The organism is uncultured Algimonas sp., from assembly GCF_947498175.1.
Lineage (GTDB): Bacteria > Pseudomonadota > Alphaproteobacteria > Caulobacterales > Maricaulaceae > Litorimonas.
Genome location: NZ_CANMJB010000006.1, coordinates 17,243 through 41,671, shown reverse-complemented (window position 1 = coordinate 41,671; position 24,429 = coordinate 17,243). Strand labels below are relative to the sequence as shown.

The following is a 24,429-nucleotide window of genomic DNA, read 5'->3' as shown; positions in this document are numbered from 1 at the left end:
GTGCCCCCTTCCGACCTTGCGCTACGCGCGTCGGCCACCTCCCCCTTGCGGGGGAGATGGCCCGAAGGGGCGGAGGGGGACGATAATAATGGAGCCGCGCGCAGCGCGTCCGCTACAACCGGTCGATCACCGCCGCCATTGCGTCCAGCGTGTCGCTGCCCAGTTGTGCCGACCGATTCCCGTCCCAGCCGCGCATGCGGTCCGGGGCGTTCGCATTGTCCTTGAACGGCATTTCCAGCGTCATGGCCAGGCAGTCGAAGCGCGCGGCCAGCGCGTTGGTGCAGATCGACAGGTTCGCCTTGCCGGGCGCGGTGAGTGGGTAGCCGACCTTGGTCTGGAAATCGGCGCTGGCCTCCAGATAGGCGTCGAGGAAGGCCTTCAGATCCGCCGCCTGCTTGTCCGTGTAACCGGGAATGCCCTCGGCCCCGGCGATGAAATTGTAAGGCAGCGCTTCGTCGCCATGCACGTCCAGGCAGAGCCCGGGCCTGTCCGCGTCCATGGCATTGCGCACGACGAGAACTTCCGGCGACTTGTCCGCGGTCGGCGTGTCCCATTCGCGGTTCAGGTTCGACCCGACCGCATTGGTGCGCAGATGCCCCCGGAACGAGCCGTCCGGGTTCATGTTCGGTACGATGCGGAACCTGGCCTTGCGGCGGATGTCCTGCGCAACCTTGTCTTCGGGATCGGTCAGGCGGGCGAGGAAGCCCTCCATCCACCATTCGGCCATGCTCTCGCCGGGATGCTGGCGGGCGATGACCCAGATCGTCTTGTCGCCCTCGCCGATGGTGAGGCAGTCCATGTCGCGCCCGTCCAGGGTCTGTCCCAGCACGTCGAGCGACACGCCGTCATGCGACAGCGCGTCGGCGATCAGGTCGCGGTGGCGTTCCATCGTATAGGGCGCGAAATACGCGTAATGGACGCTGTCGAGGCCGGGCGTGTGCTCGATGACGAGGCGGCCCTTCTCATAGCGGGTCGGCACGCGGACCCAGTCGTCGCGGTCCTCGCTCATGCAGGCGTGGTAATCGGTCCAGCCGTCTGGATAGGCGGCGGTGCCTGCATTCTCGATCACCAGGCGCAGCGGGACGCCTTTGGCTCCGGCCACGCGGAAGTGGAACCACTGGTAGAAGTCGCTATTGTTGTCAGTGCGGATGTTGAGGCGGATGTCTTGCGGGTCGGACGCATCGATCACCTCGATATTGCCGGAGTCGAAAGCGTCGTTGATGGAGATTGTCATGGGAGGTGCGGTTCGAAATCCTCTGCTGCCGAAGTCGCGGCCTGAATCGCCGTCGGCAAGGTGGCCGCGTCTAGACCTTTCCAGAAGACGCGCCAATCCCCGCATTTCTGCAATCCGTCGCAAGCCGACACATACCAGTCATTGAACGGATTTTCGGCGCGGGAGCGCCAGAAGAACGCGCCAAGATCCTCAGTCATCCTGTCCCAGACATCGCGCGCCAGGCCTTCGCCTTGGGCTTCGGGCACGACCCAGAACTTGGACAGGTAAGGCTGATCGGCGAGCGTCGTGAAGATCGCGCCCGCCCTGAAATCCGGTTCGACATAGGCGGCGCGGATTTTGCCCTTCAAGGCGCTGTCCCTGAGCGATTTGCCGAACGCGCTTTCCATGGCCTTGCGCAAGGCGGCCTTATCGAGGGTTCTGAGCGTCTTGTGATGCACGATTTCCGCGCCGCGGCGGATCAGAGTGCCCGACCCCTTGGTCGTGAACAGCTCCGACAGCAGGTTCAGCGGCGACGCCAGAACGTAGCTGCGCCGCCCTTCCTCGGCCTCCTGTTCGATGCGTTGGACCGTGCGCAGGAACCTGTCCTGCCCGGCGGTCAGCGCGGTCGTCCCCAGAAGCGGTTCGATGTCCGACAGCCGCATGTTGCGCCGTCTGCGGCCGTCCAGACTGAGGCCGCCAGAGGGTTGCAGCGAAACGATCTTGCTGGGGCGCAGGTCGTTGACGAGTTTCGTCAGCCCGCCCTGCCCGCGCCGTTCCGTCATTTCCAGGATCGGCATGATGCCCGCTTGGGCGCGGCGGCGGATTTCGGAGATCAGCGCATAGGTCTGCGTGTTCAGCTTGGCCGACTTGACGCCCGAGCTGTCCAAGGCGCGCATCAGGCGCTGCGACTGGAACTTGATGGACGTCCGGTTGTCGTCCGACGCCCCGATCAGGAGCGTGGGCGACAGCCCGAGACTGGCGAGAAACTGGAGGTTCGACGTCAGAACCTCCAGCAACGGATTTTTCAGCACGCGCGGGTCGAGCAGAATCAGCGCGAAGCGTTCCGGATCGGTCTTGGCGAACAGGTCGGCATAGAAACCCGCTTCCTGCGTCGCGCCGATGGCGGACAGGGAGCTCAGCACGGTCTGGCGCATATCGCTCACGACAAGCCCCCCGCAAGGACGTCGGCGTAGCGCGACTGCGCCGCAGCCAGTTGAGCCAGCTCGACATATTCGTCAGGCCGGTGCGCCTGGTCGAGGTTGCCCGGGCCGTAGACGATGCAGTTCACGCCCGCCTCGCCCAACAGCGCGGCTTCCGTCCAATAGGGCAGATCGACGATCTCGTCCGGTCCGAACACGGGCGCAAAGGCGGATGGATCCCGGCTGGCGAAGGGCCGAAGCGCGACGATGGTTTCCGCTTTCGCGCCGTGAGCGTCGGCCGCGGCGCGGACGTCGCGTTCGCGCGACGCCACATCGTCGCCTGGCGGCGGCCGCATCGAAACCCAAGCCGACGCCGTCGTCGGTATGACATTATAGGCTCCGTCGGAGCGGAGGTCGCCGATATTCACGCATAATCCCTTGAAAGGTTCGTGGCCGAATGCCCGATTCGCCGCCTTGTAATCGCCCAATTGCGACGCAAATCGGGCAGCCCTGAGCAAAGGGGCGTCTATCTCGTCCGCCAAGCTGGAATGTCCGCCCGGACCGTGGAAATCCGCTCTTACCGCCAGCATGCCCCGATGCGCCCGCCCGACCCGGCACGCGGTCGGTTCGCAGACGACGCCGCGCTGCACGCCTGCGACATGGCCGCCCGCGATGACGGCCGGCATGACTTCGGAGCCGTGCTCTTCGTCGCCTGTGAACAGGACCGCGACATTTCGCGGTCCGGTCGTGTCGAGGGCCCCAAGGATCGCAGCCGCCGCACCCTTTATGTCGGACGTGCCGAGACCATAGGCGCGTGCGTCGCGCACGATCATCTCCAGCGGGTCGGCTGTCCACCCTTCCCCGCTCGGCACCGTGTCGATGTGGACGTTCAGCAGCGTCGTCGGCGTGCCCCATGTCGCCAGCACGAAAGCGCTGTCGGGCTTGCCGCGGGAGCGCCCGACCGTTTCCGTGACCAGACTGTCCGGATCGTGCCGGGATAGCTCACCCGACAACCATTCGACACAGGCGACCTCGTCGCCGGTGCCGTTACGCGTATCGAAGGCGACCAGGTCGCGCAGATATGCGAGCGCTCCGTCCATGATCCTGCTATGGCGGTCTGTCACGCGCGTTTCAACGGCGAACCACGCGGCTGATCGGTTGGGGCTGGAAATTCAGGCTCCCATGCCCTATATGGATCGGGCTGGCTTGCCAGCTATGACGATAAACGCGCGTGCAATAAGCGGACTGGACCCGGGGGCAGTACCCGGCGGCTCCACCACAAATCCACCGGACCGGTGGGTTTCTGATGGGGCCGAAACAGCATCGACAGACGCCTAAAGACGTTAGCTTTCGTTCGTGTGGACTCCGTCAAAAGTCCGACAACAGTAATTGCTAATGACAATTCTGCTGAGGAATTTGCCCTGGCTGCGTAAGCAGTCCGGATATTTTCCGACTTTTAACTCCTAGGGTTTCAGACCCCTAGGCGGGCTTCGGTGGGTAGCTGGCAACAGAAACCCACCACTTTCTTCGTTCCAATTCCAGGGATTTGCGTCCCGCCCTGCGGGTCCCAAGACTTGCGAAGCGAGCGTTGCGAATGCCGCTCCGGACGATCGTCCCAAAGGATAATAAAGAACGTTCTCGCCGCGAGCCTTTATCGGCAAACCATCCACTCTGATATTCTTGCTTCAGATTGAGTCCCTAACTGCCGTTAACATTTCCCGGAACCATCGGAACCGCCCTGCATTGCGTCGGGGATGACATCATTCATGCACTCGATCGCTGTCAGGGCGGAAAACCTGATCGACACTTTCCAAGACGATGCCCCGCCGGAGAATCTGCATCTCCAGCCCTATTTCGGCTATTCGACTCCCGACAAGATCATCGTGCGCGGCCGGGCGCTCGCGGCGGACACGACACGCGCGTCGAACGACACGCCGTCCCTGGTGGACAATCTCGCCGCCATGGCCGCCCTGTTCATGACGCAGGAAGTCAAAGGCGAAACCGTGACGCTCGGCAACAACCAGGCCGTCTCGGACGACGAAGGCTATTACCGGCTCGAACTCGACCGCAAGAACCCGCCGCCCGGCTGGACGGAAGCGACGGTGAAGTCCGAACGATCCGGGGAAACGGTTCACCATCCCGTCCTGATCACGTCGCCGACCGCCGAATACGGCGTCATTTCCGACATCGACGACACGGTCATGCAGACCAAGGCCTGGTCCACGCGCAAGAACCTCTGGACCAGCGTCACCGGGTCCGTCGGCAGCCGTTACGTCTATCCCGACACGGCGACGCTGTTGAAGCAGATGGCCGGGTCGATGTCAGGCACCAAGAATCCCGTCTTCTATGTCAGCTCCTCGTCCTGGAACCTGCATGGTTTCCTCGATGCGGTCTTCGTGGCGAACGGTGTCGTGCGCGGCCCGAAATTCCTGCGCGACTTCGGCATCGACCCGACCAAGATGGTCGTGGGCACGCATGGCAACCACAAGGGCGCCGCGGTCGACACGGTGCTGGCCGCCAACCCCGACCTGCCCTTCTACCTGATCGGCGATAGCGGGCAGCATGATCCGGTCGTCTATCGCGACGCCGTCCTGCGTCATCCGGGCCGCATCAAGGGCGTGTTCATCCGCACGCCCGGACCGGGCCTCGGCGAGGAAGACCGCCTGCCGCTCAAGGAGATCGAAGCGCAAGGCGTTCAAATCTTCGCCGGCGAGACGTTCGAGCCACTGCTGGACAACCGCTTCTAGGCAACCCGCTCCAGCCGCGCCGGCACGCCGCCTTCGGGCCGCAGCGTCACCGTCATGAGCGGGCGCGGATAGACGTCGTCGGCAACGATGATGTCGTAATCGCGCGCCAGCGTGGCTAGCACCATCACCGCTTCCATGATCGCGAAGGCCGCGCCCACGCAGATGCGCGGCCCGGCGCCGAACGGCATGTAGGGCGCACCTTTGCCGCGTAACGACGGATTGCGCATGAACCGGTCCGGATCGAACAGGAGCGGGTCGTCCCACAGACGCTCCGTCCGGTGCATGACGTAGTTGTTGAGCAGCACCGCATCCCCGGGCGCGAGCGTCCGGCCCAGCACTTCGACCTCGGCTTGCGGCTCGCGGTTCAGGATCGGCGCAGGCGGGTAGAGTCGCATCGTTTCGTCGATGACGGCGCGCGTGAACGCAAGATCATCCAGATCGTCATAACCGACCGGTCCGTCGCCGCAGACTTGGCGCACCTCGCTCCTGACCCGCTCCAGCGTCGGCCGGTGCCGCCCCAGCAGATAGAGCGACCACGTCAGGGTCAGCGCGGTCGTTTCGTGTCCGGCGATGAAAAAGCCGATCAGATTGTCGCGCCGCTCGCGCCGGTTCAGGTTCTCCGCATCGATCAGCAAGCCGACCAAATCGTCGGCCGGATGATCCGTCCGCTCCGCGATTAGGTCGTCCGCCGCGCGCTTGAGCCGTTTCAGCGCGGTCGAGCCGCGCGGCGTCATCGGCCGCGGCACCCAGCGCGGCCAGGGCAGCAGATCGTCCGGCCGCAATGTTCCGGCCCCGGTCACCACGGCGCGAGTCGCCGTCTTCAACCGGTCGCGGTCGAGCCCTTGCGGATCGCCCAGCAACGCCTTGGCCAGCACATCGAAAGTCAGCTCCGCCATCGCCGTGGACAGATCCAGCCGAGGTCGCACGTCCAGGCGAGCCGTGAAATCCTCGATCACCGCGGTGATGAGCGGCGCCAGATCGGCCATGTGGCGTTTTCGGAAGATCGGCGCGACGGACCGGCGCTGCCGCTTCCATTGCTCGCCATGGACCGATAGCAGCCCTTCCTTCGTCGCCGGGCCGAGAATGCGCGCATCGATGGCGGTCTTGGTGAACTTGTCGGCATGCCGCACCAATATGTCGGTCATGCCTTCGGGATCGGTAATCGTATGCAGGGTCCGCCCCATCGTCTTTGCCGAAACGATGGGCTGGCGATAGGCCAGCGGGCCGAAGCCTTCGACTGGATTGCGCAAGAACTTCCACGTCGCTTCGACGAAGCTTTCCTCACCGGTCAGGGGCGGGGCGTGGGGCGGCTGGAACAGCGGGGTCATGCGCCTTCATACGCACCAGCATGCCGTCTGTCTTGACGTGCATCATCATCTCGCACCCCGTTGGCGGTTGACCCGCTTTTCCGCCGCTCTAAGGTGAAGGCCATGAGCCAGGACTTGATGAACTACGAACAGATGCGGAGCCTGGCGCTGCGCGGAGTCGTGCGCGATGCGATCCGGCGCGTGATCCGCGAAGACGGGCTACCCGGCGCGCACCATTTCTACATCACCTTCCTGACCCGCTATCCGGGGGTGGAAATCGACGATGCGCTGGCCGACAAATACAAGGAAGAGATCACCATCGTGCTGGAACACCAGTTCTGGGATCTGGCAGCCAATTCCGACGATTTCGAAGTCACCTTGAAGTTTGGCGGCATCCCGAAATATCTGCGCGTTCCCTATCACGCCATCACCCGCTTCCACGATCCGAGCGTCGGCTTTTCGCTGGCTTTCGAAACGCCCGCGGAAATGGAAGGCGGACCGGTGCTGGACCTGACACCGAGCACGTCGCTTGGCGCCCCTGCCCCGACGGGCCTCGGCATACCGGACAAAGCAGCCGATACGGCGCTTGTGCCCGCAACCGAAGAGACGGACCCCGAAGACACGCCGACCGATGATGGTCCGAAAGTCGTCAGCCTGGACAGTTTCCGGAAAAAATGAAACTTCCAGCGCAACGCCTCAAAACCCTCGGCTTGCCTATCACGACTTGTATTATCCTGCTCGCCACCCCTGCGATTGCCGAAGACCGGGTTTCATGCCCTTCGGCGGCCCAATTCAGCCAATATCTGCAAGACGGGACAGTGGGCAAACTGCCGAATTTGGTGCTCCAGTCCGGCATCCGCGTTCAATTGCAGCATCCCGACACCGAACTGATCGCACATGCCAAGTTTTTCGACGCTAACGAACGGCCCGGTTTCACCTGCCAGTATTATAACTATGTCGGCATGGTAGCGATCGCGGCCTATATAGGTTTCCAGAAAGCGCCGGCTTCCGACGATGCTTTCTGGCGCGATGATTTCGCCGACTCGCTGGACGAGAATGGCAATGCCCCGAACCAAGACATGGTCGAAGTCTGCATGGAGCGAATTGACGGAATGGTGAAGCCCAGTGTGGGCTGCCAATTCACGCCTGTCGATTGGTCCCCCCGCTAGCCATTTCGACCGCGGCTTGTTAGGTGTGCGGCCATGACCGAACACCGCACCGAATCCGACTCCTTCGGCGAACTCAAAGTTCCGTCGGACAAATATTACGGCGCGCAGACGGCGCGGTCGCTGATCAATTTTCCCATCGGGATCGAGACCATGCCTCCGGCTCTGATCCGTGCGCTCGGCATCATCAAGCGGTCCGCCGCCATTGCCAATCACAAGGCGGACAATCTGGACGGACAGCTCAAGGATGCCATCGTCCAGGCGGCCTCCGACGTGGCGGAAGGCAAGCTCGACGACAATTTCCCGCTCTCGGTCTGGCAGACCGGATCGGGCACGCAGTCCAACATGAACGTCAACGAGGTCGTGTCCAACAAGGCCATCGAGATCCTGGGCGGGGAGATCGGATCCAAGGATCCGGTCCATCCCAACGACCACGTCAATCGCAGCCAGTCCTCGAACGACACCTTCCCGACGGCCATGCATATCAGCGCCGCGGAACAGATCGCGCATGCGCTGCTCCCACAGCTGCAAGTGCTGCGTAACGCGCTCAACGACAAGGCGGAAAGCTTCCGCGACATCATCAAGATCGGGCGGACGCATACGCAGGACGCCACGCCGGTGACGCTGGGCCAGGAGTTCTCCGGCTATGTCGCGCAGCTCGATCTCGGCATCGAGCGGGTGAAGCGCGGTCTGGAAGAACTCTATCCGCTCGCCCAAGGCGGGACGGCGGTCGGCACAGGGCTGAACGCCAAGCCGGGCTTCGCCGAAGATTTCGCCGCCGAAGTCGCCGCCTATACCGGTCTGCCGTTCAAGACGGCCGACAACAAGTTCGAGGCGCTGGCCGCGCATGATGCGTTCGTTTCGGCCCACGGCGCGTTGAACACGGTCGCCGCGTCCTTGTTCAAGATCGCCAACGACATCCGCTTCCTCGCTTCCGGTCCGCGCTCGGGACTGGGCGAAATCAGCCTGCCCGCCAACGAGCCGGGCAGTTCGATCATGCCGGGCAAGGTCAATCCGACCCAAGCGGAAGCCCTGACCATGGTCTGCACGCAGGTCATGGGCAACAATACGACGATGAGCATCGCGGGAAGCCAAGGCCATTTCGAGCTGAACGTCTACAAGCCGGTCATGGCCTACAACATGCTGCAATCGATCACGCTGCTGGCCGACGCGGCGCGCAGCTTCGCAGACCGCTGCGTCGTCGGCATCACGGCGAACGAAGAGCGGATCGCCGAACTGATGGGCCGCTCGCTCATGCTGGTCACGGCGCTGGCGCCCACAATCGGCTACGACAACGCGACGACCGTCGCCAAGACGGCGCACAAGAACGGCACGACCCTGCGCGAGGAAGCCGTGAAGCTCGGTTTTGTCAGCGAAGAGGAATTCGACGCCGTCGTTCGTCCGGAACTCATGATCGCGCCGCGGTGAAAATCGTCAATCTGAGGACGGCGCGCAAACGCAGGGCCAAGGCGGGCGCTGCAAAACGCGCCGATGCCAACCGCATCGCGCACGGAATGGGTGCGGCGCACAGCAAGGCCGCCGACCAGACGAAAGTCGCACTGACACGCAAGCTGGACGCGCATAGGATCCCGCCCGTCGATTAAGCGAGGTGCGTTAGTGAAATTCCTGTCCCGCCGCCTGGTCATGCCTGCCGACCTCAACAGCCGCGGAACGCTCTTCGGCGGGCGGCTGCTGGCCTGGATCGACGAGGAGGCCTCCGTTTACGCCGCCGTTGAAAGCGGGGCCGAGCTGGTCGCGACGAAGTACATATCCGAAATGGATTTCCAGGCTCCGGCCATGCTCGGCGATGTCGTCGAGATCGGCATGGAGATCACCAACACGACCCGCGTGTCGATCACGCTGCGGTGCTCGGTGCGGGAACTGCGGTCCAAACGCGATATCGTGCGGATCGACCGCATGGTCTTCGTCGCCATCGACGACAACGGCCGCCCGACCCGCCTGCCCTGCGGACCTGGGCTCAGCCAGTCCGATAGCCCATGAAAAAGCGCTCCATTTCCATTCATGGCCACGCGACCTCCGTTGCACTGGAGCCGGAGTTCTGGGCCGAAGTGGACCGATGTGCGGCCGCGCGGTCGCGATCCGTCTCGGCACTGATCCGGGAATTGGACGATGTCCGGCTCATCCAGGCTCCCGATCAGGGATTGGCCAGCTACATCCGGGTCTGGGTGCTGGCGCAGCTGCGCTCAGATCATGCGGGCGAGTCGCGCGGCTAGGTCGAGGGTTTCCATATCCACGACGCCGTCCACCTGCTCCGGCCGGTAACGGCGCTGGAAGGCGCGCACGACCGCGACCATCCGCTCCGACATCACGCCGTCCAACGCGATGCCGTAGCCGACCCCGGCTAGCGCGCGTTGCAGCAGCGTCACGCCCCGGTCCCGCTCGCCCGGCTCGAGCAGGACGCGACGGTCGCCATTCCCCTCGCCCGGCCAAAGGCCGATCCCGGCCGCGCCCAGCCCGGCCCATGGAAACTTCTCGCCCGGATCGTTCTTGCGCTCCGGTGCGATATCGGAGTGGCCGACCACATTGCGGGCTGGAATATCGTGATCGGACAGGATGCGTTTGCACAGAGGGATGAGGGCGTTGATCTGCGCGTTGGGGAAATCGGGCAGGCCGAAATCATGTCCGCCATTGACGATCTCGATCCCGATGCTGGCCGAATTGACATCCGTGACGCCGTTCCAGTCCGAGCGGCCCGCATGCCAGGCTCGGTCGCTCTCACCGACCAGCCGGAAGATGCGCCCATCCTCTTCGACCATGTAGTGCGCGCTGACTTCGGCTTCCGGATCGCGCATCCGGTCCAGCGCCGCCTTCCCGCTTTCCATGCCCGTATAATGCAGCACCAGCATCGAGACCGGCAGCTTGCGCGCATTGTGGTTCGGCGACGGCGCGTCGATCATTTCGATCCTCCTGCCCTAATCCTCTTGAACCGGCGGCACGGCGCCGCGGCGCGCGATGATCCAGACGCAAGGCAGGATGAGCGCCGCGCCGATCAGATAGCGCGGATAGAGCGTCTCGTTCAACAGCATGACGCCCAGCAGGCAGGCCCAGAGCGTCGTGATCAGCGTCAGCGGAATGACCTGATTGACCTCGTAGGTCTGCAGCAGGCGGAAATACTGGCCATGGGCGAAGATGCTGACGAACAAGGCGGCGTAGAGCGCGACGGCGACCAGTTTCCATCCGGCGACGTCCCAGACCTCGTGGTGTCCGGTCTCGAACAGGCTCGTCGCGGCGAAGGACAGCACAAAGAGCAGCAAGGCCGTCCACGCCACATATTGCCGCCAATCCACATCCGGCACGGTCCGCATCAGGACGGAGCCGATAGCGAGGGAGACATAGGCCACCAACAGGACGATCAGCCCGTAATCGAGCGACAAGGCGCCCGGCTCGTAGACCATGATCATGACACCGACGAAGGAGACGCCGATCGCCGACGAGCGCACCCAGCCGATCCGTTCCTTCAGGAACAGAACGGACAACATCGTGGACATCGGAATGAGCGATTGGCTGATGATCGATCCGGCCGAAGCCGGCGCCGTCTGCAATCCGGTATAGAGCAGGCCCAGATGGATGGGCCCGACACAGAGGCTGACGATCAACAGCCGCCCGAAGCCTTTCGGAAGCGGGCGGAACAGGAAGACGCCCATGAAGAGCAGCACGAAGCCCGCCCGGAACAGCGCCAGCATGAAAGGCGGAACAGGATTGGACCCGACGACCCAAGCGCTGACGACGAAGTTGCCGCCCCAACCGAGACAGCACAGCATCAATAGAATGAAATCGCGCCCCGTCATTCGGGGGCGCGTAAGCGCTTAGCGTTCGACCGTCCAGCCTTCCGGCGTTTCGTGGGCGTCGATGACCGGCCCGTCGGCGGGCCGCGGCTCATCACGCATGTCCACGCCCATCTGGCGACGCAATTCGGCCATGTGCGCGTCCATGCGGGCTTTCGGACCGAATGGGCGGCCTGTCAGTTTGGCACGGATCCAGAAGATGCTGACGGCGACGATCGCCAGTACGAGAACGGCGCCGACCAGGAACAGGGCGAAGGCGGCGGAGAAGAACAGCATGAAAGCCGCCGCGACGGACATGATGGCCAGCGTCAGCCAACGGCCGATCTGGCCGAACAGTCCCGCGCCGGGGCCTTGCAGATGTTGCGTTCCAGTCATCCTTGGGTCTCCTAACCTGTCCTAGATCGGTATAATTACGGCCCGGGTCAAGGGTCGGTGCATTGCCATGCCGTCACATCCACGTCAGACATGCTCCGGAGCAAGCCTTTCAGGCTCACAGACAGATGGCCTTGGCCTGTTTGCGTTGCGCCAGGATCTGGGCGTAGGCCCGGTTGATCAGCGCCATCTTGTGCGTCGCCAGAGCCGTCATTTCAGGCGGCAATCCCCGCGCCACCAGACGGTCGGGGTGGTTGGACGCCGCCGCGCGGCGGTAAGCCTTGCGCAGATCGTCGTCGCCGATCGTCTCGTCGATGCCCAAGATCAGATAGGGGTCGTCCGCATCGCGCCCGACATGGGTCGCCTTGAGGCGGGCATATTCCGCATCCGAGAAACCGAATATGTCGGCGACGCGCGACAGATATTCGTTTTCGTCATCGGTCAGGATGCCGTCGGCCAATGCGATATGGAACAGGCCGTCCATCACGTCTTCCAGCGCGGCGGGACGGGCGCGGAAGTGGCGCGCGACCCGACGGGCATAGCGTTCGAAACCGAGCGTGGTCTGGCGCGCGAGACCGAAGAAGCGTTCGACCATGCTGCGCGATGCCGCATCGGCGCGGAAGACCTGGTCGAATGCGGCGATGTCCTCGGCGCGGACTTCGCCGTCCGCCTTGGCCATTTTCGCACCCAGCGCGATCAAGGCGGCGACGACCGGCGCATCGTCATTGTCACCGGCCACGCCCCGCCCGTCGGTCGCGGATTGCGGACCGAACAGCTGCGCCGCGGCAGAAAGGAGTCGCGCCAGTATCACGGCGCGTCAACCCCTCGCACGGACCCGCTTGTGCATTCCCAGCACGCGCGCCACGGCGCTTGCGATTTCCGCCCGGTTCAACGTGTAGAGATGATAGTGCCGGACCCCGCGGTCATGCAGTTCCGCCGCCAGTTCCGCCGCCAGCGTCGCCGTCAGCATATCGCGCGTGGCCGGATCGTCGTCGATACCGTCGAACAGGGAGACGTACCAGTCCGGCACCGCCACGCCGCACAAGGACGCCATGCGCTGCAGGCCCTTGACGTTGGGCTGCAGCATCAGGCCCGGCACGATCGGAATGTCGATGCCCGCGTCCAGGACGCGGTCCTGGAACCGCCAGAAGATATCGGGCGAGAAGAAGAACTGCGTGATGGCGCGCGTCGCGCCGGCATCGATCTTGCGCTTCAGATTGTCGATCTCCGCCGACCAGTCCGCGCTTTCGGGATGGCGTTCCGGATAGGCCGACACGGACACTTCGAAATCGGCCACGGTCTTCAGCCCGGCCACCAGGTCCGACGCATAGGCGTAGCCGCCCGGATGCGGGGCGTAGCTTTCGCCGATACCGTCCTGCGGATCGCCGCGCAACGCCACGATATGGCGAACCCCGATATCCCAATAGTCCTTCGCGATCTCGTCAATGTCCTCGCGCGTGGCGTCGACGCAGGTCAGGTGCGCCGCCGGGTCGAAACGCGTTTCATCGACCATGCGCTGCACGGTGCGGTGAGTGCGTTCGCGAGTCGATCCCCCAGCGCCGTAAGTCACGGACACGAAGTCCGGGTTCAGCGGCTCCAGCGTTTCGATGGCCGACCAGAGGCGCTCTTCCGCGGCTTTCGTCTTGGGCGGGAAAAACTCGAAGCTGACGGCGACGTCCTGGCCGAACGCACTGGACGTCACGTCCGACGATGTCCGGGCGATCGTCCCGACCGGGGCGTTGGCGTCGCGTTGGGGCAAGGTCATGAGACTGTTTCCAAAGCGGGCGCGCGGCGCGCCTGCCAGATCAGGAGGTCGGGATGGGACGCATCGGCCACGCTGACGCGGCAGCCATCCACATCGCACAGGGACTGCGCGCTGATCATCCGGTCCATTTCGGCCCGCGAAAAACCGAGACGCCTGTGGGCGAAATCGTCCCGGAATTCCTCGCGCTCGTGCTCGGCGAAGTCCACGACGAGCAAAGTGCCGCCGGGACGCAACAGGCGGGCGGCCTCGGACAGCGCGTCCGATGGCCGGTCGAGGTGATGCAGCACCTGGTGCAGCGTCACCAGATCGGCGACGCCGTCTGGCAAGGTCGTATCGCGCAGATCGTCCTGTTGCACGGACAGATGGGAAAACCGGTCATCCGACAGGGTGTAGCGTGCGACGCGCAACATGTCGGGCGACAGATCGACGCCGATGCCGCGCTCCACCCGGTCGGCCAGCAGCGCCAGCATTCGGCCCGACCCGGTTCCAAGGTCGACCATCATGCCGAAACTGCGACCCTCCAGCTGTTCCAGGATCGCGGCCTCGACCTGCGACTGCGGCAGGAATTCGTGGCTCAGGCGGCCGCGATTATTGGCCACGTCGGCAAAGAACCGCTCCGCCCGGACGGCCCGAGCCGCGCGGACATGGGCGAGCCGTTCGCGGTCCGCACCCAGATCCGCATCGTTGTCCGGCAGATGTTCCAGCACGACCGACACCAGTCGGGCGGCCGCGGAATCCGATGCGGGTTTCAGCCGTGAAAAGACCCAGGAGCCTTCGCGCAAACGCTCGATGATCGCCGCATCTTCCAGCGAGCGGACATATTGGGTCACGCGCGGTTGCGACAGCTCCAGAACGGAAACCAGTTCCGACACAGTCAACTCTTCCTGCCGCAACAGCGCCAGAATGCGCAGCCGGTCCGGATGGCCGAGCAGTTTCAATATGCGGGCGGTCGTCTCCACGATCTCGGCCTAGCATAGCCGGACCGCGCCGCATATAAGATTTTCTTTATATGATTGTCCGAAGATGAACGGCTAGCGCACGAACTTGCTCAGCAGCCTGAGATAATCCGTCTGATAGGCGAGCGACGGCTCCGTCACTTCCCAGCTATTGAGCGGCCAGTCGTCGTTGAACTCCCCGTAGGACTTGGCGGGCGGCTGCCCGGTCGGCGGGACGATGCCCGGACGGCGGCAGACCCTGTCGCCATGACCGCCGCAATGCGTCTCGCAACAGGCGTCGCGCGAATAGGAATCGTTCGGCCCGCCGACGAGGAAGCCCGGCGCGGGGCCGTGGCGGGAGGTCTTCGTGCTGTCATAGTCCCGCGACCCGTCCGGGAACCAGGCGTGATAGAGCGTCGAGACGGACCGCTCCGCCCCCACCTCGTCCATGTTCGACAGATAGACGAGGCCCATCGGGTTCACCCCGTGAAGGTAATGCAGGTAATGCGAGGCCGAATTGACCGTCCGGCCGTGCGTCTTCGGATCGATTCCGCCGACCACGGCCTGCGTGAAAACCGATCCGCGGCGCGCCTTGACGGCATTGCTGCCCCACCAATAGCCGTCCACATAGGCGCCGTAGGCATCCCCCTGCGCGTCCACCGCGCCGAAGCCGTTCCACGCCGACAGCGATGCCGCATAGTCGCGCCTGATGCGCTGTGACAGTGCCGGCGGTACTCCGGGACGGTTGGCGAAGTTCAGCAGGGTGAACGCCAAGTCGCCCTCGAAACCGTTCGCCGTGTCCGGCGCAATGCCGCCCGTGCGACGATAGAGCCGCCCGACTTCCTCGGCAAAGGCCGGCTCCCCCGTCAGGCCGAACAACTGCGCGGCCGCGATCAGCCGCTTGCGGTCGAGCCGGTCGCGGCCGACCTCCTGTTGTCCGGCGGCCAGTCCTTCGGAGCCGAAAACGGCACTGTTGTTTTCGAACCGCACGTCCGGATTGGCCTGCGACCACCGCCAGGCCCGCAAGGCGCGCGCGGCATAGTCGTCCGACAGACCCGCCAGTTCGGGCACGCGGCCGAAGGTTTCCGCTGCCACCGCGAACGCCCCGGCCGCCGTCACGGTCGCCGATGTATTGGCCGGGCCGTAAAAGGACGGCCCGCGCGCTTTCGACGGGGGCGACGCGCTGTCCCGGCCCAGCACGGACAGCATCGAGCCGTCGGCGTTTTGCATCCGCGCCAGCCAGGCCAGCCCCCAGCGCACCTCGTCCAGCACGTCCGGCACGCCGTTGCCGGATTCCGGAATACCCATATCGTCCGTCCAGACGGCCGGATTCTCCGCATAGGCGGCCAGCAGCCCGGAGACGTAGTTGGCCGTCCAGCCCGTATATTGATTGTAATCGCCCGCATCGAACCAGCCGCCGCGCAGGTCTCGTTCCGTATCGGGGTCATCCTCGGCGTCGAAGCGCCGCGCCGCGCCGTCCTGTCCACGGCCCATATGCGAGGCGTCGTCGGCATAGGCCCGGCGCGCGAAAGGCGCGCGCTTTTCGAAGCCCGCCCGCTGATAGTAGAAGACCCGGAACGCTTCGCGCAGCACGGGCCGGTATACGGTCGGCGAAATCTCGAACGGATCGCTGTCCACGCCGCGGTCCAGATCGCGCACGACATAGAGGCCGGGGCGCGTGACGGACGAAAAATCGAACCACCAGACCCGGTCGCCGGAGACGTCGTCCACCTGCCCGCCCTGCCAAGCGACAGGATGGCCGCGATGGACGGCCTCGCCAGTGCGCAGGTCGATGACCGCATAGGTCTCGCCGGGCTGGAACGACCGCGCGGCGTCGAAGCCGATCTGCGGGTCCCGGATCACCGCACGCTTTTCGAGCGACGGCACATAGCCGAATTGGTCGACCAGGATGAACGGGGCAGGCTCGGTCGCGCGCGCGGGCAGCGCGGTAAGGATCAGCAGGAGAATAAGCAGAGCGCGCATGAGCGCAGTCTATCGCCGATCCGTTCGGCGAGGATTAATAATGTGCTTTTACAATCGAATCCTTGGTTTATGCGCAGGTTTCGAAAGGATAGTGCTGCGTGCCGCCACTATCCGCTTGATCGCGACCGCCGGAATCACCGTTCGAATTTCACGAATTTCAGCTTTTTCGGGATGTCGGCATCGTCGCCGAGGCGACGCTTCTTGTCCTCGATATAGTCCGCGAAGTTGCCTTCGAACCATTCCACGTGGCTGTCGCCCTCATAGGCCAGGATGTGCGTGGCGACCCGGTCGAGGAAGAAGCGGTCGTGCGAGATGACCACGGCGCAACCGGGGAACTTCTCCAGCGCGACTTCGAGCGAGGCCAGCGTTTCGCGGTCCAGATCGTTGGTCGGTTCATCGAGCAGCAGCAGGTTAGCCGGGCGCGTCAGCATCTTGGCCAGGTTGACGCGGTTGCGTTCACCGCCCGACAACTGGCCCACATTCTTGGACTGGTCCGTGCCTTTGAAGTTGAAGGCCCCGACATAAGCCCTTGACGGCACTTCCCTTTTGCCGAGCTTGAGGATATCCAAACCGTCGGAGATCGCTTCCCAGACGTTCTTGCTGTTGTCCAGCGCGTCGCGGTTCTGATCGACATAGCCGAGCTCCGCCGTCTCGCCGACCTTGAAGCTGCCCTCGTCCGGCTGCTCCTCGCCCGTGATCATCTTGAACAGGGTCGTCTTGCCGGCGCCGTTCGGGCCGATCACACCGACGATCCCGCCGCGCGGCAGCTTGAAGGACAGATCCTTGATGAGAAGTTTGTCGTCGAACCCTTTAGAAACGTTATTGGCCTCCACCACGATATTGCCGAGCCGCTCGCCCATCGGAATGCGGATTTCGGCATGGCCGACGACTTCGTTCTCGGCCGAGTCGCGCAGCTGTTCATAGGCGCTGATCCGGGCCTTGGATTTGGTCTGGCGCGCCTTCGGATTGGAGCGGATCCATTCCAGCTCGCGCTTCATCGCCTTGGTCTTGGAGTCGGCTTCGCGGCCTTCCTGATCCATGCGCGCGGCCTTCGACGCCAGCCAGGACGAATAATTGCCTTCGTGCGGATAGGTCCGGCCCCGGTCCACTTCCAGCGTCCAGTTCGTGATATTGTCGAGGAAATAGCGGTCGTGCGTGATCAGGATGACCGCGCCTTTGTAGTTGATCAGATAGTTTTCCAGCCAGGCGACGGTCTCGGCGTCCAGATGGTTGGTCGGTTCGTCCATCAGCAGCAGGTCAGGCTTGGCCAGCAGCAGCTGGCAGATCGCGACCCGGCGGCGTTCCCCGCCCGACAGGTTGGTCACGTCCGCGTCCTTGGGCGGGCAGCGCAGCGCCTGCATGGCCATCTCGATCTTGCTGTCGATGTCCCACGCATCGCGCGCATCGACCTTCTCCTGCAAGGCCGTCATCTCTTCCATCAGCTCGTCGGAATAATCCTCGGCCATCTTCATGGCGACCTCGTTGTATTGGTCGAAGATCTTCTTGTCCTCGCAATCGGCGATGACGTTGCCCCAGACATCCTTGTCCGGATCGAGCTTGGGTTCCTGCGGCAGGTAGCCGACCTTGACGCCTTCGGCCGCCCAATGTTCGCCGGTCACTTCCGTGTCCTCGCCCGCCATGATCTTCATGAGGGTCGATTTGCCCGCGCCGTTGACGCCGACCAGGCCGATCTTGGCGTCGGGATAGAAGGACAGGTGGACATTGTCCAAGATGGTCTTGTTGCCGAATTTCTTCGTCAGACCTTGCATGTGATAGGCGAATTGGCGTGCCATGACGGGCGTTCCCATAAGTTTGGATCGGGGCTTGGATTGTCGTGTGAGAAGCGCGTGCCGGAAGCGGCGCATGTCTTGAAGCGCATATGTTCGTTGGCGCCGGATTTTTCAAGTCGGGTTTCCATGACATTCGGACATGCCCCTCCGTACAACCGGGCATCGGGGCCACGGCGGGGTCGTTCTGCGCCGCCTATTGGCGACACGAGGCGCGGGCTTTCGCTCCCGAAGGATTGAAAGCGAAGACACACCTATTTACGAGGGCGAAAGCCCGCGCGAGAAGCTAAGCCCGACATCGCCGCCCGGCGTGGGGCCCACCCTCTGCGCTCCACGGCCTCCCCCCGTCCGCCGACCCTGGCGAGGCGGGGATCTCAAGCGCGCGCGGAGCCCAGGGACCAGCCACACGTCGGAGCGTTACGTCGGAAGGACGCCAGCCGCTGCGTAGATCGGCTGGCGACTCCACCCGGCGGTGCGCGGTCCTCTCCGGGGCTACGATTGCACCGGGGGTGTCAGACCCCGGCGTCGGCTCTCCCGAAAGAGGACCCGCGGACTGCTCTTCACAGTCCTTGTGCGGCGGGAGGATCCCCGCTCGCACCACCGAGCCCTCGCTCCTGCCCGCTGCACCGAGGGTTACGCCCCTCCTCGTGTCTTGCAGCGAACGGGTATGAAACTATCCCCATACGGGGATGATCAGGATTAGTTTCGTGAAGTTTTTTTAGAAAATTAAGGAAAGCAAGAGGATGCGCCCATCCGCTAAGGTCGATAAATGCGGATAGGTTTCCCGGTCAGCCATTCCAGGCAAGCTTCGAGGCGGATCTTCGGGCCTGAATGGAGCCCACTATTCCGATGTCTTCCATCCCCGGCTATGAATGCCGGGGATGGCGTCTCCTATACCACTCACCCCGGACAGGGACGCGCTCGCACGGTCTCGTGGGGTCCATCCGGGGCGGCTGGGCTGGGCGGAACGGTGGGGAGATGGATCCCGGGTCGAGCCCGGGATGAGGGGGTGGGGAGAGGGGCGGTCCGTTGCGGGAATGCTTGACAGGGATGCGCAAAGTTCCGACGCGGGCGTTCATGAAGATTGCGTCCTGGAACATCAATTCGGTCAAGGCGCGGATGCCGGCGCTTACGGAATGGCTGGAGGCCGCCAAACCGGACGTGCTGTGCCTGCAGGAGATCAAGACGGTCGATGAGGGTTTTCCGCGCCTGGAAATCGAGGCGCTGGGCTATCATGTCAGCGTCCACGGCCAGAAGAGCTATAACGGGGTCGCCCTCCTCAGCCGCCAAAGCCCGGACGAGGTCACGATCGGCTTGCCGGGCGACGATGGCGACGATCAGGCGCGCTACATCGAAGCCGTCATTCCGGCGGGTCGCGGCGTGGTGCGCGTCGGCGGGATCTACCTGCCCAACGGCAATCCGGTGGGCGAGACGGCCGACAGCGAGAAATACCGCTACAAGCTGGACTGGATGGCGCGGCTGAAGACCCATGCGGCAAAGCTGTTGACCCATGAAGAGCCGTTGATCCTGGCCGGGGACTACAATGTCATCCCGCGCGCGGGCGATTGCCACGATCCGAAAGCATGGTGGGGCGACGCGCTCTATCGTCCGGAAACGCTGGCGGCTTTCCGCGCGATCAAGCATCTGGGTCTCTACGATGCGTTCGAAATGTTGGACGGGCGCGACGGACAATACAGCTTCTGGGATTATCAGGGCGGGGCCTGGCAGAACAATCTGGGCATCCGCATCGACCATCTGCTCTGCTCGGCCAGCGCGATGGACCGTTTGGTGGACGTGTCGATCGACAAGTTCGTGCGCGACGGCGCGAAGCCCAGCGACCATGTGCCGATCGTCGGACGGTTCGACTTCTAGGAGATTTGCGATGACGCGATGGCTCTCACTTCTCGCCCCTCTGGCGCTCGTGTCCGCTCCGGCCCTCGCGCAGGACGAAACAGTAAAACCCACGATACAGAACCTTGCCTTTGCAGCGGGTTACAAGGCTATGTTCACGTGCTCGGCGACATTCAACGCCGGCAAATCGGTCGAGCAGATCGCGGATGACGAGTTGCGACACACCTATCCCGTCTATGAGTCGCTGTTCGACGATGTCGGCGCGGCGCGGATCGACGCGGCCAGGCGGACTGTGTCGGTGACCTATGCTTCCGGCATGCCGCCGCGCCTGGCCGTTCACCGCCCTTTCCTGGGCTGCGCCGCCCTGCCCGTGGGCGCAAAGGCGGATGCGGCGCGGCATTTGCCGCGCATCGATCTGGACGCCCCCCTGCGCGACGACGCCGCTCCTTGGCCAATGGGGGACCGCCTGCCCAATGCCCTGTCGATCGGAGCGGGCCGGAAGGCCGCGCTCGACGCGACGATTGGGCAGGCGTTCGACGGCGCGTTCGACGGCCGGACGAGCGCCGTGCTCATCGTCTCAGACGGGCAGATCGTCGGCGAACGCTACCGCGACGGTTTCGCTCAGGACACGTCCCAGCGCACCTGGTCCGTCGCGAAATCGATCGCAGCCAGTGTGATCGGAGCAGCCGTGCAGGACGAGCTGATCGCGCTGGACGAACCGGCGGGACTGGATGCCTGGTCGCGGCCCGGCGATCCGCGCGGCGCCATCACGGTCGAGCATCTGCTGCACATGGCGTCCGGCCTGAATTCGGATCCGGCCGGGAACCGCACGGACGACGTCTATCTGGGCGGCGGGTTGGTGGCGCAACATGCCGTGAGCGCCGGTCTGGATGCCGCGCCAGGCACACGCTGGCGCTATGCCAATAACGACACGATGCTGGCTCTGCGTGCCTTGCGGGAAAGGATCGGTCGGGAGCGTTCGCTGACCTATCCGTTCACGGCCCTGTTCCACCGCATCGGCATGCTGGATACGGTGCCGGAAACCGATTGGGACGGTGATTTCATCCTGTCGAGCCAGGTCTGGACGACCGCGCGAGACCTCGGGCGGCTCGGCCTGCTCTATCTGAACGACGGCGTCTGGAACGGCGAACGCATCCTGCCCGTTGGCTGGAGCGACTATGTATCCGCGCCCGCGCCTGTCCAGCCCTGGGGCAAGGGTGAGAGGCCGGAAGACAATGATGCCGATGAAGGGTACAGGGGCTACGGCGCGCAGTTCTGGCGCTATCTGGACTATCCCGGCGTTCCGAACGACACCTATGCCGCCCTCGGCAATCGCGGCCAGTTCCTGATCATCGTGCCGAGCCGCAACATCGTCATCGTGCGCAGGGGCTACGACTATCGCGGCAACTATTTCGACGGGCCGGGGTTCACGGCGGCGGTGCTGGACGCTTTGGCGGGCCCGGACTAGCGAAAGGCCGCGAGCGAAGACCCGACGGCGCGTCCGAGGTCCGATGCGATCAAGCCGGGGCCGACGGCGTCGGCCGCTTCCAAGTGGAGCCAGACGCCCGCTGCGGCCGCCAGACGCGGCACCATGCCCTGCGCGACCAGACCGGCGATGATCCCGGCCAGCACGTCTCCGGTTCCGGCCGTGGCCAAGGCGGGGTTGGGACGGTCGTTGATGATGGGATCGTCCTGCGGAGAGGCGATCACGGTCATCGGGCCTTTCAACACGACGATGCACCCGCAGCGCCGGGCCGCATCGACGGCACCGTCGATGGCGTTGCTCGACACAGCGCCGAACAGGCGTTCGAACTCGCCGCGATGCGGGGTCAGTATCGTATCGTCATTGCCGTCCATCGCGTCGGGATCGTCCGGCAGCGCGGCGCTATCCAGCACTCTGGCCAGATCGGTGCGTTCCCGGACGGGCCGGCGGTGCATGTCGGCGAGGCCGCCCGGCCCGGCCAGCAGCGCCGTGGTCTTTGCGGGTGTCGGCTCGCCTGCATCCTGCACCATGATTTCCGGGCTCAGGGGGGGCGCGGTAGACATCCCCTCGCTCCGCACACTGCACCGTGACAAGCCCGGCCCCGGACCGCAACGCGGCCTCGCTCGCCAACCGCATCGCCCCGGTCAGGGACGAGGCACCGAAAACCGTCAGATAGCCGCGATCATATTTATGGTCACCGCTTCTGGGTCGCGGCAGCGCGGCCTGCCACAAATCCAGGCCGTTCAAGCGTGGATTACTGATCCAGGAAGCTCCGCAGCTTGCGGCTGCGGCTCGGATGTTTGAGCTTGCGCAGGGCCTTGGCCTCGATCTGGCGGATGCGTTCGCGGGTGACCGAGAATTGCTGGCCGACCTCTTCCAGCGTGTGATCCGTGTTCATGCCGATCCCGAAGCGCATGCGCAGCACGCGTTCCTCGCGCGGGGTGAGCGACGCCAGCACGCGGGTCGTGGTTTCGCGCAGGTTCGACTGGATCGCGCTGTCGATGGGCAGGATCGCGTTGCTGTCCTCGATGAAGTCGCCGAGCTGGCTGTCTTCCTCGTCGCCGATGGGCGTTTCCAGGCTGATCGGTTCCTTGGCGATCTTCATCACCTTGCGGACCTTGTCGAGCGGCATGGAGAGCTTGGCGGCGAGCTCTTCGGGCGTCGGCTCGCGGCCGATCTCGTGCAGGATCTGGCGCGACGTGCGCACGATCTTGTTGATCGTCTCGATCATGTGGACCGGGATGCGGATGGTGCGCGCTTGGTCGGCGATGGAGCGGGTGATCGCCTGGCGGATCCACCAGGTCGCGTAAGTGCTGAATTTGTAACCGCGGCGATATTCGAATTTGTCGACCGCCTTCATCAGGCCGATATTGCCTTCCTGGATCAGGTCGAGGAATTGCAGGCCGCGGTTCGTGTATTTCTTGGCGATAGAAATGACGAGGCGCAGGTTCGCTTCGACCATTTCCTTCTTGGCCTGGCGCGCTTCGCGCTGGCCCTTCTGGACGGTCTGGACGATGCGGCGGAATTCGTCGACCGGCACGCCGGTTTCCTGGGCCATTTCGCCGATCTCGGTGCGGATCTTCTCGATGGTGACGATTTCGCGCCCGATGAAGCGGTCCCAGGCGTCGGACTGCCCCTTCTGCTCTTCGAGCCAGTTGGGATTGAGTTCGGAGCCGAGATAGGCGGCGAGGAATTCCTGGCGCGGCACGCCGTTGCCGTCCGCCAGACGCATCAATTTGCCTTCCAAGCTGATGAAGCGCTTGTTGATGTGGAAGAGCTGTTCGACCAGCGCTTCGATCCGGGCATTGTTGAGCTGCAGATCGTTGATCTCGTCGACGATCCGGTCGCTGATCGCGTCATATTCGTCGCGCTGGGGCTTGCGCAGTTTCTTGCCCTTCAGGCGCGCGGCGATCAGCATCTGCTGCAATTTCTGGAAGCGCTGGAAATCCTCCGCGATGCGGTCCAGCTTCTCCATGATGTCTTCGCGCAGGGCCGCTTCCATCCCAGCCATGGACAGGTTGGTCTTGTCCTCTTCCTCGTCCGCATCGTCGTCGATCGGCTTTTCGCCGGGCTTGTAGTTGCGTTCGGGCAGCTTGAGTTTGCGCTCCTCGGCCAGGCTCGGCAGGTCGCCCTCTTCGGCTTCCAGCTCGCCCTTCTCGATCTTCTCGCGGCGCACGGCCAGATGGGAGCGGTCTTCCTGGACATTGCCGATGGAGCGATTGTAAGTCCCGTCCAGATCGATGATGTCGCGCAGCAGGATGGCGCCTTCGGCCAGTTCCTCGCGCCAGATCATGAGCGCCTCGAAGGTCAGGGCGCTCTCGCACAGCCCCTTGATCATCGTGTCGCGGCCGGCCTCGATTCGCTTGGCGATGGCGATCTCGCCTTCGCGCGACAGCAGTTCCACCACGCCCATTTCGCGCAAATACATGCGCACCGGATCGTCGGTGCGGTCGAGATCGTCCTTGGAATTGCCGCCCTTGACGGCGGTCGTCTCGGTCCGGGCCAGCGTTTTCGGCCCCAGCGTCTCCTCTTCCTTCTCCTCATGGACGGAAATGCCCATTTCGGACAGGGCGGCGAGGACGACCTCGATCTCCTCGGCGGAGATGCCGGTGATGTCGAGATGCCTGTTGAGTTCTTCGGTGGTGAGCAGGCCCGTCTTCTTGGCCTTGGTCAGCATCCGCTTGACCTCGATATTGTCGAAGTCGAGACGGCTTTTCGGTGTGTCGGCGGGGTTGTCTTTCACATCTGTCTTCGCTTGGGGATCGGCCTCGGCCATATGTGTCCGTCTCCTTCGACGGCTCGCGGAGGCGTTCTCACGCCGCGGGCCGCACAAACTCAAAGAGCCCTCGCCTTCCCTTTTCGGAAAAACCAGGGC

At 64.0% G+C, this 24,429-nt stretch carries 23 protein-coding genes and 1 other RNA gene; 10 read left to right on the top strand and 14 right to left on the bottom strand.

The genetic code is table 11. The features are described 5' to 3' along the window. Nucleotides 1-112: 112 nt before the first annotated feature. From Q0718_RS10245 to Q0718_RS10235, 3 genes are read right to left on the bottom strand one after another with little or no spacing between them, the layout of a single operon-like run. Nucleotides 113-1,234, bottom strand: coding sequence for a M14-type cytosolic carboxypeptidase (locus Q0718_RS10245; protein WP_298917299.1), 1,122 nt, complete (start codon nucleotides 1,232-1,234; stop codon nucleotides 113-115). Further along, nucleotides 1,231-2,367, bottom strand: a complete 1,137-nt coding sequence (locus Q0718_RS10240; protein WP_298917509.1) for a hypothetical protein — start codon at nucleotides 2,365-2,367, stop codon at nucleotides 1,231-1,233. The genes Q0718_RS10245 and Q0718_RS10240 overlap by 4 nt, the downstream gene beginning before the upstream one ends. A 5-nt stretch (nucleotides 2,368-2,372) precedes the next feature. Next, nucleotides 2,373-3,452, bottom strand: a complete 1,080-nt coding sequence (locus Q0718_RS10235) for a M20/M25/M40 family metallo-hydrolase (protein ID WP_298917296.1) — start codon at nucleotides 3,450-3,452, stop codon at nucleotides 2,373-2,375. A gap of 61 nt (nucleotides 3,453-3,513) precedes the next feature. On the opposite strand from Q0718_RS10235, the gene ssrA reads away from it, so the two are divergent. Further along, nucleotides 3,514-3,875: a transfer-messenger RNA gene (gene ssrA / locus Q0718_RS10230) on the top strand. Between the two features lie 231 nt (nucleotides 3,876-4,106). Next, a complete protein-coding gene (locus Q0718_RS10225) occupies nucleotides 4,107-5,099 on the top strand; it encodes a phosphatase domain-containing protein (protein WP_298917293.1) in 993 nt (330 codons plus the stop codon). Here the strand turns inward: Q0718_RS10225 and Q0718_RS10220 are convergent. After that, a complete protein-coding gene (locus Q0718_RS10220; RefSeq protein ID WP_298917290.1) occupies nucleotides 5,096-6,427 on the bottom strand; it encodes a cytochrome P450 in 1,332 nt (443 codons plus the stop codon). The two genes, Q0718_RS10225 and Q0718_RS10220, sit on opposite strands and share 4 nt — an antisense overlap. A 102-nt stretch (nucleotides 6,428-6,529) precedes the next feature. Between Q0718_RS10220 and Q0718_RS10215 the strand changes: the two genes are divergently transcribed. The 6 genes from Q0718_RS10215 to Q0718_RS10190 are packed head-to-tail and all read left to right on the top strand — an operon-like array spanning nucleotide 6,530 to nucleotide 9,806. Then, nucleotides 6,530-7,084, top strand: coding sequence for a ClpXP protease specificity-enhancing factor SspB (locus tag Q0718_RS10215; RefSeq protein WP_298917285.1), 555 nt, complete (start codon nucleotides 6,530-6,532; stop codon nucleotides 7,082-7,084). Continuing rightward, complete coding sequence (locus tag Q0718_RS10210) at nucleotides 7,081-7,575, top strand: hypothetical protein (RefSeq protein WP_298917280.1); 495 nt, start codon at nucleotides 7,081-7,083, stop codon at nucleotides 7,573-7,575. The genes Q0718_RS10215 and Q0718_RS10210 overlap by 4 nt, the downstream gene beginning before the upstream one ends. Nucleotides 7,576-7,608: 33 nt before the next feature. Then, the gene (fumC, locus tag Q0718_RS10205) at nucleotides 7,609-9,000 is read left to right on the top strand and encodes a class II fumarate hydratase (protein WP_298917278.1); all 1,392 of its coding nucleotides are present in this window, start codon (nucleotides 7,609-7,611) and stop codon (nucleotides 8,998-9,000) included. Continuing rightward, on the top strand, nucleotides 8,997-9,176 hold the full coding sequence (locus Q0718_RS10200) for a DUF4169 family protein (protein ID WP_298917276.1): 180 nt from the start codon (nucleotides 8,997-8,999) through the stop codon (nucleotides 9,174-9,176). The genes fumC and Q0718_RS10200 overlap by 4 nt, the downstream gene beginning before the upstream one ends. A gap of 13 nt (nucleotides 9,177-9,189) precedes the next feature. Further along, complete coding sequence (locus tag Q0718_RS10195) at nucleotides 9,190-9,573, top strand: hotdog domain-containing protein (RefSeq protein WP_298917272.1); 384 nt, start codon at nucleotides 9,190-9,192, stop codon at nucleotides 9,571-9,573. Next, the gene (locus Q0718_RS10190) at nucleotides 9,570-9,806 is read left to right on the top strand and encodes a ribbon-helix-helix domain-containing protein (protein WP_298917270.1); all 237 of its coding nucleotides are present in this window, start codon (nucleotides 9,570-9,572) and stop codon (nucleotides 9,804-9,806) included. Before Q0718_RS10195 ends, Q0718_RS10190 begins: the two co-directional genes overlap by 4 nt. On the opposite strand, the gene Q0718_RS10185 is transcribed toward Q0718_RS10190, so the two are convergent. From Q0718_RS10185 to ettA, 8 genes are all read right to left on the bottom strand, one after another. Next, nucleotides 9,777-10,490, bottom strand: a complete 714-nt coding sequence (locus tag Q0718_RS10185) for an N-acetylmuramoyl-L-alanine amidase (RefSeq protein WP_298917268.1) — start codon at nucleotides 10,488-10,490, stop codon at nucleotides 9,777-9,779. The genes Q0718_RS10190 and Q0718_RS10185 overlap by 30 nt on opposite strands. A gap of 15 nt (nucleotides 10,491-10,505) precedes the next feature. Next, nucleotides 10,506-11,381, bottom strand: coding sequence for a DMT family transporter (locus Q0718_RS10180; protein WP_298917265.1), 876 nt, complete (start codon nucleotides 11,379-11,381; stop codon nucleotides 10,506-10,508). Between the two features lie 18 nt (nucleotides 11,382-11,399). Then, complete coding sequence (locus tag Q0718_RS10175; RefSeq protein WP_298917262.1) at nucleotides 11,400-11,753, bottom strand: hypothetical protein; 354 nt, start codon at nucleotides 11,751-11,753, stop codon at nucleotides 11,400-11,402. Between the two features lie 115 nt (nucleotides 11,754-11,868). After that, nucleotides 11,869-12,561 (bottom strand): TerB family tellurite resistance protein, encoded by a 693-nt coding sequence (locus Q0718_RS10170; protein WP_298917259.1) that lies wholly within the window; start codon nucleotides 12,559-12,561, stop codon nucleotides 11,869-11,871. A 6-nt stretch (nucleotides 12,562-12,567) separates the two neighbouring features. Beyond that, complete coding sequence (gene metF, locus Q0718_RS10165; protein WP_298917256.1) at nucleotides 12,568-13,515, bottom strand: methylenetetrahydrofolate reductase [NAD(P)H]; 948 nt, start codon at nucleotides 13,513-13,515, stop codon at nucleotides 12,568-12,570. Then, nucleotides 13,512-14,474 carry a metalloregulator ArsR/SmtB family transcription factor gene (locus tag Q0718_RS10160; RefSeq protein WP_298917253.1) on the bottom strand — a complete coding sequence of 321 codons (963 nt, stop codon included), beginning with the start codon at nucleotides 14,472-14,474 and terminating at the stop codon, nucleotides 13,512-13,514. Before Q0718_RS10160 ends, metF begins: the two co-directional genes overlap by 4 nt. A 72-nt stretch (nucleotides 14,475-14,546) precedes the next feature. Continuing rightward, nucleotides 14,547-16,433, bottom strand: coding sequence for a glycoside hydrolase family 9 protein (locus tag Q0718_RS10155; RefSeq protein ID WP_298917251.1), 1,887 nt, complete (start codon nucleotides 16,431-16,433; stop codon nucleotides 14,547-14,549). Between the two features lie 134 nt (nucleotides 16,434-16,567). Further along, the gene (gene ettA / locus Q0718_RS10150) at nucleotides 16,568-18,226 is read right to left on the bottom strand and encodes an energy-dependent translational throttle protein EttA (protein WP_298917248.1); all 1,659 of its coding nucleotides are present in this window, start codon (nucleotides 18,224-18,226) and stop codon (nucleotides 16,568-16,570) included. Nucleotides 18,227-19,297: 1,071 nt separating this feature from the next. On the opposite strand from ettA, the gene xth reads away from it, so the two are divergent. Continuing rightward, on the top strand, nucleotides 19,298-20,092 hold the full coding sequence (gene xth, locus Q0718_RS10145) for an exodeoxyribonuclease III (protein ID WP_298917246.1): 795 nt from the start codon (nucleotides 19,298-19,300) through the stop codon (nucleotides 20,090-20,092). Nucleotides 20,093-20,102: 10 nt separating this feature from the next. Continuing rightward, a complete protein-coding gene (locus Q0718_RS10140) occupies nucleotides 20,103-21,539 on the top strand; it encodes a serine hydrolase (RefSeq protein WP_298917243.1) in 1,437 nt (478 codons plus the stop codon). Here Q0718_RS10140 and Q0718_RS10135 read toward each other — a convergent pair. Then, the gene (locus tag Q0718_RS10135) at nucleotides 21,536-22,117 is read right to left on the bottom strand and encodes an ADP/ATP-dependent (S)-NAD(P)H-hydrate dehydratase (RefSeq protein ID WP_298917240.1); all 582 of its coding nucleotides are present in this window, start codon (nucleotides 22,115-22,117) and stop codon (nucleotides 21,536-21,538) included. The two genes, Q0718_RS10140 and Q0718_RS10135, sit on opposite strands and share 4 nt — an antisense overlap. A 191-nt stretch (nucleotides 22,118-22,308) precedes the next feature. Then, the gene (gene rpoD, locus Q0718_RS10130) at nucleotides 22,309-24,330 is read right to left on the bottom strand and encodes an RNA polymerase sigma factor RpoD (protein ID WP_366523872.1); all 2,022 of its coding nucleotides are present in this window, start codon (nucleotides 24,328-24,330) and stop codon (nucleotides 22,309-22,311) included. Between the last annotated feature and the right edge of the window lie 99 nt (nucleotides 24,331-24,429).